The organism is Caulobacter sp. FWC2 (assembly GCF_002742625.1).
GTDB lineage: Bacteria > Pseudomonadota > Alphaproteobacteria > Caulobacterales > Caulobacteraceae > Caulobacter.
In genome coordinates this window covers 3,661,781-3,675,044 of record NZ_PEBF01000001.1, presented here as the reverse complement: position 1 = coordinate 3,675,044, position 13,264 = coordinate 3,661,781, and the positions used below count along the sequence as shown (strand labels likewise).

10 protein-coding genes and 2 pseudogenes are annotated in these 13,264 nt (G+C 68.0%); 8 read left to right on the top strand and 4 right to left on the bottom strand.

Annotation, left to right across the window (positions count from 1 at the left end; translation table 11 throughout):
* Positions 1-24 precede the first annotated feature (24 nt).
* Together CSW62_RS17645 and CSW62_RS17640 are read left to right on the top strand one after the other, a co-directional pair.
* A complete protein-coding gene (locus CSW62_RS17645; RefSeq protein WP_099580020.1) occupies positions 25-933 on the top strand; it encodes a CPBP family intramembrane glutamic endopeptidase in 909 nt (302 codons plus the stop codon).
* Between the two features lie 104 nt (positions 934-1,037).
* A complete protein-coding gene (locus CSW62_RS17640; RefSeq protein ID WP_099580018.1) occupies positions 1,038-1,688 on the top strand; it encodes an OmpW family protein in 651 nt (216 codons plus the stop codon).
* Between the two features lie 14 nt (positions 1,689-1,702).
* Here CSW62_RS17640 and CSW62_RS17635 read toward each other — a convergent pair whose 3' ends face one another.
* Positions 1,703-2,254, bottom strand: a complete 552-nt coding sequence (locus CSW62_RS17635) for a hypothetical protein (RefSeq protein WP_099582341.1) — start codon at positions 2,252-2,254, stop codon at positions 1,703-1,705.
* Between the two features lie 145 nt (positions 2,255-2,399).
* Here CSW62_RS17635 and CSW62_RS17630 point away from each other — a divergent pair, with 145 nt between their 5' ends.
* The 6 genes and pseudogenes from CSW62_RS17630 to CSW62_RS17605 all read left to right on the top strand — a co-directional run bounded on the left by CSW62_RS17630 (position 2,400) and on the right by CSW62_RS17605 (position 8,700).
* On the top strand, positions 2,400-3,515 hold the full coding sequence (locus tag CSW62_RS17630; RefSeq protein WP_099580016.1) for an acyl-CoA dehydrogenase family protein: 1,116 nt from the start codon (positions 2,400-2,402) through the stop codon (positions 3,513-3,515).
* A gap of 15 nt (positions 3,516-3,530) precedes the next feature.
* Positions 3,531-4,754 carry an acyl-CoA dehydrogenase family protein gene (locus CSW62_RS17625; protein ID WP_099580014.1) on the top strand — a complete coding sequence of 408 codons (1,224 nt, stop codon included), beginning with the start codon at positions 3,531-3,533 and terminating at the stop codon, positions 4,752-4,754.
* A gap of 261 nt (positions 4,755-5,015) precedes the next feature.
* A pseudogene (locus CSW62_RS17620) lies at positions 5,016-6,649 on the top strand (tetratricopeptide repeat protein); the annotation flags it as partial.
* A complete protein-coding gene (locus CSW62_RS17615; RefSeq protein ID WP_369827554.1) occupies positions 6,537-7,976 on the top strand; it encodes a hypothetical protein in 1,440 nt (479 codons plus the stop codon). The pseudogene CSW62_RS17620 and the gene CSW62_RS17615, both read left to right, overlap by 113 nt.
* Positions 7,973-8,527, top strand: coding sequence for a hypothetical protein (locus CSW62_RS17610; RefSeq protein ID WP_099580009.1), 555 nt, complete (start codon positions 7,973-7,975; stop codon positions 8,525-8,527). Before CSW62_RS17615 ends, CSW62_RS17610 begins: the two co-directional genes overlap by 4 nt.
* Positions 8,521-8,700: a hypothetical protein gene (locus tag CSW62_RS17605; protein WP_099580006.1), complete on the top strand. Its 180-nt coding sequence runs from the start codon at positions 8,521-8,523 to the stop codon at positions 8,698-8,700. The genes CSW62_RS17610 and CSW62_RS17605 overlap by 7 nt, the downstream gene beginning before the upstream one ends.
* A gap of 118 nt (positions 8,701-8,818) precedes the next feature.
* Here the strand turns inward: CSW62_RS17605 and CSW62_RS17600 are convergent, their stop codons facing one another.
* The 3 genes and pseudogenes from CSW62_RS17600 to CSW62_RS17590 form a co-directional block, all read right to left on the bottom strand.
* A complete protein-coding gene (locus CSW62_RS17600) occupies positions 8,819-10,615 on the bottom strand; it encodes a VWA domain-containing protein (protein WP_099580003.1) in 1,797 nt (598 codons plus the stop codon).
* 87 nt (positions 10,616-10,702) lie between these two features.
* Positions 10,703-12,293 (bottom strand): annotated as a pseudogene (locus CSW62_RS17595) (amidase).
* 181 nt (positions 12,294-12,474) lie between these two features.
* Positions 12,475-13,263, bottom strand: coding sequence for a thioesterase family protein (locus tag CSW62_RS17590; protein WP_099579999.1), 789 nt, complete (start codon positions 13,261-13,263; stop codon positions 12,475-12,477).
* Position 13,264: the final 1 nt, after the last annotated feature.

Genomic DNA, 13,264 nt, shown 5'->3' with positions numbered 1-13,264 from the left:
GGTTAAGGCGGGAGGGGCTTGGCTATGACGCACGAAATCACGAGTGATCAGGCGGGTCTGGAAGTCGGGCGACAGCGGTTCCTGCATCCGGGACCGCTGAGATGGCTGCGAGCGTTGGCCTGGATGATCCTGCTCTTCGTCCTGTTCAGCGTCGTCTATGCGGGCGCCCAGGCTGTGGCCAACCCGATGTTCAAGAAGGGCGGCCATCTTCTCGAAGTCCTGGAAGTGCTGGCGATCTGCTGCGCGGGCTTTGGCCTCTACGCGGTCGTCGTGAAACTGGCCGAGGGCCGCTGGCCCGAGGAGCTGAACCTTCGCCAAATGCCGGCCGAGCTGGCTATTGGTCTTGTGATCGGGGCGCTGATGCTGAGCGCGGCCGTGGGCGGGCTCTACCTGCTGGGCGTCTATGACATCAGCGGTCCGCGCCCGGCCTCGGTGTGGGGCACGATCGCCATGGCCATCGAGTCCGGCTTCATGGAGGAGCTGATCATGCGCGCCATCCTGCTGCGCCTGCTGATGCGGGCCTTCGGGATCTGGCCGGCGCTGGTTGTGCAGGCGGCCCTGTTCGGAGCGTTGCACCTGGCCAATCCCAACGCCACGCCGGTCGCCGCCGCGGCCATCGCCGTCGAGGCCGGACTGATGCTCGCCGGCTTCTATCTGCTGACCGGGCGCCTATGGATGTCGGTCGGCGTCCACGCTGCCTGGAATTTCACCCAAGGCTGGGTGTGGGGGGCCTCGGTGTCGGGCATCCCGGTCACCGAGAGCTGGCTGGTCAGCAAGCCAAAGCCGGGCGCGCCGGAGTTCCTGAGCGGCGGCGCCTTCGGTCCCGAGGCCTCGCTGCCGGCCATGGTTGTCGGCACGCTGGTGGCGATCTTGGTGCTTTGGATGGCCTGGAAGCAGGGCAATTTCAAAGCCCGGCCCGACGTGACTACGTAATAACCGCAATCTTTTTGTGGTCTTTTCTTGAGCCGGGTCAACGAAACCGGGCTGACGTGGGCGCAAACCCCTTTCGACACAACGAGGTCGAAAAGGGGATACCGATGACCACGAAACTTTTCCTGGCCCTGACCGTGGCGGCTGGCCTGAGCGCCGCCCCCGCTTTCGCGGCCGAGCCCGTCACGCCCAAGGCCAAGGGCGACATCGTCCTGAACGTCCGTCTGACCGACGTGGCGCCGAACGCTGGCGACCCGATCCTGACCGCCGCCGGCGCGGCCACAGGCCTGAAGGCCGACGTCAATGACGACATCAAGCCGACGATCGGCCTCAGCTATTTCCTTACCGACAAGCTGGCCGTCGAGGTGATCGCCGGCACCACCCAGCACACGGTCAAGGCCGTCGGCCCGGGGACTGACGTCGAGGTGCATAAGACCTGGGTGCTGCCGCCGGTCGTGTCGCTGCAATACCACCCGCTGCCCGGCGCCCGCTTCAGCCCCTACGTGGGCGCTGGCCTGAACTACATGCTGTTCTACAGCAGCAAGGACAAAAACGGCTTCACGGTCGATCTGGACAACGGCTTCGGCTACGCCCTGCAGGCCGGCGCGGACATCCCGATCAACGCCTCCTATAACCTGAACCTGGACATCAAGAAGGTCTGGTTCGACACCGACGCCAAGATCAACGGCGGCGCCCTGAAGTCCAAGGTCAAGCTTGACCCGCTGGTCGTCTCGGTCGGCTTCGGTCGGCGCTTCTAAATCGTGACTACGACCTAGTCCGAGCCAGGTCCGGCGGCGGGCGCTTCCTGCAGGTAGCGCTCGATCGCCGCGATCTTCTGGGCCAGGTCCGTCAGGGCCGGCGGCGCGTCCTCGGGATTGTCGGCCACAAGGGTCAGCAATTCCCGGGCGACGGCGTGCAGGCGCGGGGCGCTGGCGATCAGCCGGGCCTGGTGCTCCATCTTGTGCGGGTCGCGGTCGTACTCGGCCCCCGGCGTGCGCCAGCCGCCCCAGTCTTGGGCGTCCGTGACCACCACGGGATAGGTGCCCGGATAGGGATGGTGGGCGCAGTCGTTCTCTTGCTGCCACTTGTTGCGGGCCCGCAGGATACGCCAGTTGGAGGTCACGCCTCCTTCCTGAGGGTCGATCTTGTCCTCGGCCTTCAGCTCGTGAGCCAGGAATTCGCGGCCCAGCCCGACATCGTAGGTAACCCGCACCGGCTCGTCGAAGCCCTTGGCCCAGATGGGCACGATCTTGTCGACCGTCGCCCAGCAGCCGACGCTCTCGACCCACACCCTCTGGTTCTTCTGGAAGACGGTCTTGGCCATGCCGTTGAGTAACGTCCGAATGCGCTGACAGACGCGCATAAGAACCTGAAATTCTTGACGCCGGGTCAATCTTTCCCTTCGCGTGAACGTCGTCCAGTGTGCTTCCCGAGATCGGCCACCAGAGTCCGGTCCAGGGAGAACGCTCGTGGATTTCGACTATTCCGACGACCAGAAGTTCCTGAAGGACGAGGCGCGCAAGTTCCTCGCCGCCCATTGCGACGTGGCGGTCGTGCGCGGCGTGCTCGATAATGCCGACCGCTCCTTCGACGAGAAACTCTGGAAAGGCGTGGCCGAGCAGGGCTGGCTGGGCGCCTCGATCCCCGAGGAGCACGGCGGTCTGGGCCTGGGCCGCATCGAGCTGTGCGCTATCGCCGAGGAGCTTGGCCGCGCCGTCGCGCCGATCCCGTTCGCCTCCACCGTCTATATCCTGGCCGAAGGGATCATGGCCCACGGCACGAATGGCCAGAAGGCCGCGATCCTGCCGCGCATCGCCGCCGGCGAGGTGATCGGTTGCCTGGCGACCTCCGAAGGTCCGGGCGTCGTGGGTCCCAACACGCTGCAGTGCCGGGTAGAGGGCGGCAAGCTCTCGGGCGCCAAGATCCCGGTCACCGACGGCGATGTCGCTCACTCCGCCTTGGTGCTGGCCAGCGAGGGCGGCCGTCCGGGCCTGTTCCTGGTCGATCTGACCGGCGCGGGCGTGACGCGCGAGACCCTGAAGAGCCTCGATCCCACGCGGGGCGTGGCCAAGATCGTCTTCGACGGCGCGATCGCCGAGCGGGTGGGGGAGGCTGGGGCCGGCTTCGACATCGTCCAGGCCATTCTGGACCGCGCCGCCGTGCTGCTGGCCTTCGAACAGCTGGGCGGCGCCGACCGCTGCCTGGAAATGGCCAAGGAGTACGCCCTGGGCCGCTACGCCTTTGGCCGCGTGATCGCCGGCTACCAGGCGATCAAGCACAAGCTGGCCGACATGTACGTCAAGAACGAGGTCGCCCGCTCCAACGCCTATTACGGCGCCTGGGCCCTGAACGACGACGCGCCCGAGCTGCCGATCGCGGCCTCGGCCGCCCGCATCGCCGCCTCGGACGCCTTCTGGTTCGCTAGCAAGGAGAACATCCAGGTGCATGGCGGCATGGGCTTCACCTGGGACGTCGACTGCCACCTCTACTACCGCCGCTCGCGGCAGCTGAGCCTGGTGGCCGGCGCGCCCAAGCTCTGGAAAGAGCGGCTGGTGAGCGAACTCGAGAAGAAGAACGCGGCGTAAGGCGAGGAAACGAAAATGGATTTCAACGACTCCCCCGAAGAAGCCGCCTACCGCGAGAAAGCTCGCGCCTGGCTGGCCGAGAACGCCGCCGCGCACCGCGCCAAGTTCGGCGAACTCAAGCCCAACACGGCCGAGCACATGGCCGCCGCCAAGGACTGGCAGGCGACCAAGGCCGCCGCCGGCTATGCCTGCATCACCTGGCCCGCGGCAATCGGCGGGGGCGGCGGCACGCCGATCCAGTCGGTGATCTTCGGCCAGGAAGAGGGCAAGGCGGGCCTGGGCTACGGCTACTTCACGATCGGCCTGGGCATGTGCGTGCCCACGGTCATGGCCTTCTCCGACAGCGAGACCAAGAAGCGCTTCGTCTCTCCCGCCGTGAAGGGCGAGGAGATCTGGTGCCAGCTGTTCTCCGAGCCGGCAGGCGGCTCCGACGTGGCGGCGCTGCGCACCCGCGCCGTGAAAGACGGCGATGAGTGGGTGATCAACGGCCAGAAGGTCTGGACCACCGGCGCCCACTACTGTGACTACGGCATCCTGCTCACGCGGACGGACCCGGACGTGCCCAAGCACAAGGGCCTGACCATGTTCTGGATCGACATGAAGGACGCCGCCGTCGAGTGCCGGCCGATCCACCAGATGTCGGGCGGCCGCGAGTTCAACGAGGTCTATTTCACCGACCTGCGGGTCAAGGACAGTCAGCGCCTGGGCGAGGTCGGCGACGGCTGGAAGGTGGCTCTGGTCACGCTGATGAATGAACGCCTGGCGGTCGGCGGCTCGGCCGGTCCCAATTATCGCGAGGTCATGAAGCTGGCGCGGGATCTCACCGGTCCCACCGGCCCGGCGATCAAGGACCAGGCGTTCCGCGAGAAGATCGCCGACTGGTATGTCCAGTCCGAGGGCCTGAAGTTCACCCGCTTCCGGACCATGACCGCCCTGTCGCGCGGCCAGACGCCGGGACCCGAAAGCTCGATCGGCAAGATCATCTCGGCCAATCAGCTGCAGGAGATGGCCAACACCGCCGTCGAGATGGAGGACCAGTACGGGATCCTCGTCGATCCCGACCATGCCCCGGCCGAGGCGGCGTTCCAGCAGAGCCTGATGTGGGCCCCGGGTCTGCGCATCGCTGGCGGCACCGACGAGATCCTCAAGAACATCATCGCCGAACGGGTGCTGGGCCTGCCCGGCGATGTGCGCGTCGACAAGGACGTGGCGTTCAAGGACATGCCGACCGGACGCTGATTTCGTCGAATCTTCGTCTTCCGTCGATACACTGAAGCCGGCAGCTAACGAGGTTAGCTGCCGGCTTCTCGATGTTTGGGAAGATGTTCCGTGCGCGGTGAAGTCGCGCGAAATCCGGGAAATTCGCCTGCCGGGCGAACCCAGACTGTCGTGACAAAGTCTTCATTGGCCGGTGGGTTTGGCTGACCTTGACAGTAGCCGATCCCAGGCACATGAGAGATCGTTGTTTTATGGTTAACGGGCTGGGCTGAAGGGGGATTCATGCGCGAGGCCGGCGACGCATTTGCGCGCCTTCGGATGCTCCGTGCAGCGGCCGAGCGCGTGTTCGCCAGCCGCGCCGTCCTGCTGCGCCGTGCCCCCGTGGGCGCGTTGGTGGCGGCGGTGGTGATCCCTCTGGTGGGCTGCGACACAGGACCCAGCTTCTGGTTCCACAAGCGCGCCAGCGCATGCCCGCGACCGCAGGCGGCGCAGGGCGTTTCGGGCCAATTCAATCAGCAGCAGCAAGAGATTCGCGCCCTGCGCCAGGGCGGCTTCCGCGGCGACTTCTTCGCCCAGCTGGAGCTGGCCCGCCGCTATGAAGGTCAGCGCGCGGTCGACAAGAACCTCGAGGATCCGGTCGAGGCGGCCGTCTGGTACGCCATGGCCCTGTCCAATGCTGGCGGCTACGCGCCGATCTCGTCCTATGAGCGTCGAGGCTCCGAATCGAAGGCTGTGTCGCGCTTCGACGACTGCCGCGCCTTCGAGCGCCGCAGCGCCTATTTCGCCCTTGATCGGCTTCTCTCGCGCATGTCGACCGAAGAGCGCGAGAAGGTCCGCAACCGGGTGATCTACGTGCTGTCGGCCCAGGGCGCCGACGGTTTCCGCACCCTGGCGCGCATCCACGACGCCTATTTCGGCCCGTTCGGCGAGCCATCCGACAACCTCCAGGCCATCGCGGCCTACGGCAAGCCCAGCCAGCCGGGCGCGCCGGCCGCCTTGGACCTGTTCCGTCGCAACGACGTCGACGCCTATCTCTACAACTATCTGGCGGTGCAGACCGGCGACGTGTCGGCCTATGTCATGCTCAAGGACTTCGAGCGCAGCTCGCCGCAGCGGGCTTCCTACGGCTCGTTCGTCGAGACCAAGGCCAAGCGCTGGATCCCGCCCTACGAGTTCTATCCGCCGGAATCGCCCGACTCGGGCGTGCCGCATTCCGACGAGTCCGACCTGTCGGGCGAGGCGCGCGAGGCGGCGCTGAGCCGGATCAACGAACTGCCCTTCGTCCACGTGGCCGAGGCGCTGACTTACCTGCGCGTGATTCCTTCGGCGGTGCTCGACGAGAAGCTGCTCAGCGTCAACGACGCCCAGAGCCTGGAAGCCATGCTGGGCCGACCGGCCAATGGCCGCCTGTCGTCGATCGAGAAGGTGCGGGCCATCCAGTTCGCGGCGGTCAACGGCTCGTCCAAGGCTCAGCTGGTGCTGGCGGTGATGTACTCCGAAGGCGTCGGCGTCCCGCGCGACTACGCCCGGGCCTATCACTGGTACGAAGAGGCCGAACGCCAGGGCTCGGCCGAGGCCAAGTACGCCATGTCGACCTTCTTCTCCCTGGGCCTGCAGGGCGTGGCCGACCAGGATCGCGCCAAGGCGGTGGTCTACCAGATCGACGGGGCGCTCTCGGGCTTCAAGCCGTCGGCGTATCGGCTGCAGCAGTTGTTGGCCCAGGTCTCGCGTCCGCCTCGGCCCGCGGCCGATCGCGGCCGTCCGTACAGCGAAAGGGACTTCTAGATGCGCAGCCTCAGCCGCCTGCTGGCGCTTTGGGCCGCCCTGATCCTCGGCGTCGCGGCCGCCGCGCCCGAGATCGCGATCGCCTCGCCGGACGCCAGGATCGACCAGCAGATCCGCCCGTGCTTCGGCCTTCTGATCCAGCCGAACCTCTCGCAGGGCTGCAAGGTGCGCTACGCCAAGCCGCGCCCCTGCGCCCGTGGCTACTACCGCTCGCGCGGCCGCTGCGTGGCGGGCGGCGGTTATGGTCCCGGCTACGGCGGCGGCTATGCGCCGCGCGAGATCAACTGCGATTACGCCTATCCGGGCCAGGTCTCGCAGACCCTGGCGCGGCTCTACGACGGCGACACCCTGACCCTGACCTCGACCAACGGCGGGGCCTGCGTCGACTCGCTGAACATCACCCAGTCGGTCAGCATCGTCGTGCGAAACTACGCGCCCAGCCTGGATCGTCCGATCCTGGTGGCCCCGGCCGGACAGCCCTGCATCCGCATCCAGCCGGGCGTGCAGTACGTCGTGTTGGAGGGTCTTGGCATCGAGGCCTCGCGCGCCGGTTCGTCCTCGTGCATCACCGGCCGGGCCACCGAGATCGCCCTGAAGAACGTCACGGTACGCTATGACGGCGACGCCTCGGCCTTCGACGTCGGCGACAGCCGGATCGAGTTGGCCGGCGTGGCCTTCATCGGCCGCACCCGCTCGGCGGTGGTCAAGGCCACCGGCACGATCATGGCCCAGGATGTCGAGATCGCCGCCGCCGCCATCGGCGGGGCCTTCGAGACCTCCGGCGACAGCCGCCTGCGCGACATCCGCATCGTCCGCCTGGGCGACTGGACCGGCTCCTCGCGCACCCGCAACTCGGCCGGCTTCGTGCTCAGCGGCATGAACCGCCAGCAGTTGGTGACCATCGATGGCCTGTACGTCGATGGCTTCTCGCGCGGCGTCTATATCGGCGGCGGCGACGAGACGACCCTGCTGCGTCCGGTGGTCCGCGACAGCGACTGGGCCGTGACGGTCGAGAACGGCAACCTGCGCCTGAACGAGGGCGAGCTGGAGGCGACCGATGTCGGCCTCTATGTCGCCTCGGGCATCGTCTACGCCGCCAACAACAAGATCGTGGGCGTCATGCGCTCGGGCATCTATGCCGACGCCGGCGGCCAGATCCGGGCGGTCGACAATCGCATCTATGCCCGTCCCGAAGGCTGCAAGGCCCTGGTCAGCGGCTTCTTCGACGGCGAGCTGACCTGCCGCCCGTGGTTCGAGGCGCCGGAGCTTTACCGCACCCAGCGCGACCGCGCCCGTCTCGACTACGAAACCTACTGGCCGGCCCCGTCAATCGGTCCCGCGCCGCTGGCCATGGGCTCGGGGCCCGCCGACCTGGCCAATGACGCCGCCGCGACGGGCCTGGCGGGCGCGCCACCGCCTCGGTCCCCGGCGCCGCAACAAGGGGGAGCCCCCAAATGAGCAAGCTGGCCCATGGTCTGGTCGTCGCCGCTGTCGCGGCCTCGACCCTGATCTCGACGCAGGCCTTCGCCCAGCAGGGCGGGGGCGGCTATCAGCCGACCTTCTCCGCGCCTCAGGGGCAGCCGCAAGGCTATGCCCCAAAGCGCCGCGACATCTGCGGCGCGCCGATCGCCGGCCAGGCGCCGGACATCATGACCTACGACAGCGCCACCGGCACCCAGGTATTCGTCGGCGGCCAACGCGGCGGCGGCACGGACGTGGCCGCCTATAACGCCCAGACCGGCTCGGCCGCGGGCCTGTCGGGCGACCTCAGCCGGCCGGGCCTGGTGTCGTCCTGTGCGGTCGATGGACTGACCCGCGAGTCCTACGGCGTGACCTCTGACCGTCCGGGTCAGGTGACGCTCAGCGGTCGTGACGATCGGGGCGAGCGCTACCAGTTCACCCGCGCCGACGGCCGGACCGACGTCTGGGATCCGCGCTACGAGAACTACTGCTTCCGCTCGGGCACGGGCCTGTTCGGCCCGGCCGCCGCCGGCGGCCGTCGATGCTGAGAACCGTTTGTCTTCTGGTCCTGGCGACGACGGCCCTGGCGGCCTGCGCCCCGCAAAGGCCGTACATTCCGTATTATCCGCCGGCCGGCCCGCCGCCGCCTTCGGCCCCGAACCGGCACAAGGTGACGCCGCCCCCGCCGCCGATCGACGTCATTCGGCCGAAGGTCCCGTAGCCGGCGGCGCTTAGAGCCTGTCCGTTTCTGATGGAATCATCAGAAACGGACAGGCTCTATCTCAAACATTTAGAGCGTGGCGGGCGCCGAAACCGCTCACACTTTCGGCTGCCATGCTCTAGCGCGCCTTCACGTCCTCGGCCGCCTTGGTCAGCTGCACGAACTCTGCGCGGAGGCCGTCCGGATCAGCGCCCCGCGCGCCCTGGGCCAGGGCGGTGATGGCCGGCCAGCCGAAGCCTTCGTCCAGCCACGGATCGCCGCGCAGCTTCTGGCCATAGGCGGCGACCGCCACGGCGAAGCGGGTCGCCTCCGGCGCGGCCGCCAGCGTGGCGTAGGTGTCCGCGGCCCCGATCGGCCTTTCGATCAGCTTCGAATCCTTCCCGCCCGGCGGCTTGTAGCGCAGCTTCAGGAAGGCCAGTTCGCCCGACGTTGAGACGGGCGTGGCCTTGTCGCCATAGCGCAGCGGATCCGACGACGGCCGCGCGCCGGCGGGGGTGATCTCGTAGAGCGCCGTCACCGAAGCCCCGGCGCCGACCTCGCCCGCATCCACCTGGTCGTTGTTGAAGTCCTCGCGGTTCAGCAGTCGGGTCTCGTAGCCGATCAGCCGGTACTCGCTGACCCGCGCGGGATTGAATTCGACCTGGATCTTCACGTCGTCGGCGATGGGGAACAGGCTGGCCTGGAAGTCGTCGCGTAGCAGCTTGCGGGCCTCATTCAGGGTGTCGACATAGGCGGCCACGCCGTTTCCGTTCTGGGCCAGGGCCTGCATCATCGTGTCGTTGTAGTTGCCCCGGCCGAAGCCATAGACCGACAGGTAGACGCCGCTCTTGCGCTGGTCGGCGACGAAGTCCTTCAGCCTTGCGGGGTCCGAAATGCCGACATTGAAGTCGCCGTCGGTGACCAGGATCACGCGGTTGACCGAGCCATTGGTGAAGTTCTGCTTGGCCAGGCCGTAGGCCAGTTCCAGGCCTTGGCCGCCCGCCGTCGAGCCGCCGGCCTGCAAGGCCCCGAGGGCGCAGCGCATCTTCAGCTTCGAGCGGCCGTCGGTCGGGGCCAGCACCGCGCCGGCCGAGCCGGCATAGGCGACCATGGCCACGCGGTCCTGCGGCCGCAGCTGGTCGATCAGCACGTTCAGCGCCTTGCGGGCCAGCGGCAGGCGATCCTCGCCCATCATCGAGCCCGAGGTGTCGACCAGGAACACCAGGTTCAGCGGCGGCGCGTCGGCGCGCGGCGCGGCGTAGCCCTGCAGGCCGATATGGACGATCTGGCGTTGTTGCGCCCACGGCGAGGGCGTGACCGCCACCGTGGCCCGGAACGGCGTCTGGGCGCTGGCCGGTCGGGCGTAGCCGTAGTCGAAATAGTTCACCAGCTCCTCGACCCGGACGGCGGCGCGCGGCGGCGCGCTGCCGTCGTTCAGGAAGCGGCGGGTGTTGGCGTAGGCCGCCGTGTCGACGTCGATCGAAAAGGTCGAGACCGGCTCCTCGGCCACGCGCTTGACCGGATTGGAGGCCGCGCCGGGGTAGCGCTCGGTGTCCTGCTGTTGGGGCGGCACGCCGCGTGGAACGGGCGGAACGCCGCTGATGATCGGGGGGGCGGCATAGGCGAGGGCGGGCTCCAGGCGACGCTGGACCGGGGGGATCGGCAACGGCGGCGGGGGCGGTCCGGGAGCGACCTGCGCCCGCGACTCGTGCATCGCCTGACCGGACCGCGCAATGCCGACCTTGCGGGTTGCCGTCATGCGGACGTCCTCGCGCGATGGCGCGGCGGCGAAGCCCAAAGCCGCGCAGGCGTCCGGGGTGACGGCGCCATCCTGGATCGGCGGGCGAGGCAGGGCCAGGCCCGGCGAGGCGCTGGACCCGACCAGGGCCAGCGACAGCGCGCCGACCCCCGTGAACCGAAGCGTGCGATGAGCCATGGTCGCCTCCCTTTATGCGTTTTCTTCAATTACAAACGTAATATGTCGAAAGCGAGGCGGCGACAATCTCTCCGTGGGGTTGATCCCTTACGGCGCGATCGTCTTCAAGAAAGTCGGCGGCTTGCGGTGATGCGTAGCCTGCTCGTAGGCGTAGCCCAGGTTCAGCAGCAGCTTCTCGCTCCAGGCCGGACCGATGAACGACAGCCCGACCGGCAAGCCGGTGACGGCGCCCATCGGCACGGTCAGGTGCGGATAGCCGGCCACGGCGGGGAGGGTGGTCGACGAGCCGCCATAGTTGTCGCCGTTTAGCGGATCGATGGTCCAGGCCGGACCGGTGGTCGGGGCGATAATCGCTACCGCGCCGGTGTCCTTCAGGATCTTGTCGATGCCTTCCGGACCGGCCAGCCGCTTCGAATCCGCCAGGGCCTTCAGGTAGTCGGGATCGGCGAGACCCTTGGTCTTTTCGGCGCGCTCGAAACTCTCCTGGCCGAACCATTCGAACTCCTTAGGGGTCGCCTTGTTGAAGGCGATCAGGTCGGCCAGGGTGCGGCTGGGGACCTTCTTTGGATCGGTGGAGCCGAGATAGGCGGCCATGTCGGCCTTCAGTTCGGTATAGAGGACCACGCCCTCGGCCTTGCCGATCGGGCCTTCGTCGAAGTCCTTCACGTCGACCAGGATCGCGCCCTGGGCCTGCAGGTCCTTCAGCGCCGCCTCGAACACCGCGTCGGTCTTGGGCGAATAGCCGGTGTAGAACCGCGCCACGGCCAGCTTGACGCCTTTCAGCGCGTCCTTGGAGAGGCCTGCGGCATAGTCGCTCTTGCGGGCGTCAGCTTCCTTCGTCGCGGGATCGGCGGGATCGCTGCCGGCGATGATGGTCAGGACCTTGGCGGCGTCCTCGACCGTGGTGGTCATCGGGCCGGCGGTGTCCTGGCTGTGGCTGATCGGCACGATATAGGTGCGCGAGACCAGACCCACGGTTGGCTTTAGGCCCACCAGACCGTTGATCGCCGCCGGGCAGGTGATCGAGCCGTCGGTCTCGGTGCCGATGGCCAGGGGGGCCAGGCCCGCCGCCACCGCCGCGCCCGAACCGCTGGACGAGCCACAGGCGCTGCGATCCAGGACATAGGGGTTGCGCACCGTGCCGCCGACCGCGCTCCAGCCGCTGATCGACTTGCCCGAGCGGATATTGGCCCATTCCGACAGGTTGGCCTTGCCCAGCATGACCAGACCCGCGTCGCGCAGGCGCCTGGCGATCGGAGCGTCGCGGCCGGTGATGTTGTCCTTCAGCGCCAGGGAGCCGGCGGTCGTTGGCAGCGGGCCGGCGCTCTCGATATTGTCCTTCAGCAGGATCGGCGCGCCGTGCAGGGCGGAGCGGACCTTGCCGGCCTTGCGCTCGGCGTCCAGCGCCTTGGCGTCGGCCACGGCGTTGGGATTGGTGGCGATCACCGCATGCAGCGTCGGGTTCCTGTCCTTGATGACCGCCAGATAGGCCTTGGTCGCCTGTTCGGCGGTCTGGGCTTGCGCGGTTCCGGCGAGCAGGGCGAGGGCGGCCGCGCCGGCCAGATACACGGAAGGGAGGCAGGCGAACTTGGTCATGGACGTTTCCCCGAACGCGCCTCGACTCTGCGTGCGCGGCGGTGAGGATGAGGTCAAAAATCCGCGTTCGCCAAGGCTTCAGAGAACGTCCGTGCAGGAAGTTCTGATTTGCCCCCTCTTCCGATCTTCCCGGCGAACGCCGGGACCCAGGTTCGGCCTGAGCGGTTGGGGATGATCCGAGATACGCCCCCTTCAGTCCGTCAAGCGCTCGTGGGTTCGATCTGGGCCCCGGCGTTCGCCGGGGAGATCGGATAAAGGAAGGTTCAGACGAAAACCGCCACGTTCTGGCGCGCCAGGACCAGCGGGCGGCCGTTCCTGTCCCACAGGTGCATTTCCTGGGTCGAATAGCCCTCGCCGACGGTCTCGGCCTTGGTGCGCAGCAAACGCCAGCCGTCGTCGCCCTCATCCGGCAGACCCACCACGTCCATGGCCCAGGTCATGGTCGAGATCGGACCGAACTGGGTGAACAGCGCCATGGCCGGGGGCGGCGGCATGTCGGCCAGGGCGATCAAGGCCGACAGCGAGCGGGCGGCGGGATCGCGATGGCGGATCCAAAGTAGATATTCGGGCTCTCCGCCGGCCAGCGGTCGCGTGCCGCCGGCCTTGCGCACTTCGAACTGGGCCGAGAAGTGCGGTGCGCCCTGGCGGCTTTCCGGGAAGAAGGACTCGCAGGCCTCGGGCGCGGCGACATCCGGGGCGGGGACCTCGCTGTACGACAGCGTCGAGGTTCGGGCCGCGCCGAAGGTCAGGACCCCGTGGGTGGCCACGCCCTGTTCGCCGACCAGGTCGACGGCGACGAACAGGGTCGACTTGCCCTGCCGCAGCGGCTTGACCTGGATCGCCAGTTCGCCGGAGGCGGGGCCGACGAAGGCGAACTGGGCCGAGCGCAGGGGCGGCGCCTCCGGGAAGGTCCGCAAGGCGGCCTCGACGCAGAGCGCCGCTGAGAGGCCGCCATAGGTGGTGCGGCCCTGCTTCCAGTCGTCAGTGACGAAGGCGGAAAAGCCGGACTCGGTGGCGGCGACGGCGGCGATCAGGTCGGTGTAGAGCGTCATA

Bases quoted from the DNA above. Each gene is read 5' to 3' on its own strand.
- CSW62_RS17600 (WP_099580003.1), bottom strand. From the start codon at position 10,615: ATGGCTCATCGCACGCTTCGGTTCACGGGGGTCGGCGCGCTGTCGCTG.
- CSW62_RS17640 (WP_099580018.1), top strand. From the start codon at position 1,038: ATGACCACGAAACTTTTCCTGGCCCTGACCGTGGCGGCTGGCCTGAGC.
- CSW62_RS17610 (WP_099580009.1), top strand. From the start codon at position 7,973: ATGAGCAAGCTGGCCCATGGTCTGGTCGTCGCCGCTGTCGCGGCCTCG.
- CSW62_RS17645 (WP_099580020.1), top strand. From the start codon at position 25: ATGACGCACGAAATCACGAGTGATCAGGCGGGTCTGGAAGTCGGGCGA.
- CSW62_RS17635 (WP_099582341.1), bottom strand. From the start codon at position 2,254: ATGGCCAAGACCGTCTTCCAGAAGAACCAGAGGGTGTGGGTCGAGAGC.
- CSW62_RS17590 (WP_099579999.1), bottom strand. From the start codon at position 13,263: ATGACGCTCTACACCGACCTGATCGCCGCCGTCGCCGCCACCGAGTCC.
- CSW62_RS17625 (WP_099580014.1), top strand. From the start codon at position 3,531: ATGGATTTCAACGACTCCCCCGAAGAAGCCGCCTACCGCGAGAAAGCT.
- CSW62_RS17605 (WP_099580006.1), top strand. From the start codon at position 8,521: ATGCTGAGAACCGTTTGTCTTCTGGTCCTGGCGACGACGGCCCTGGCG.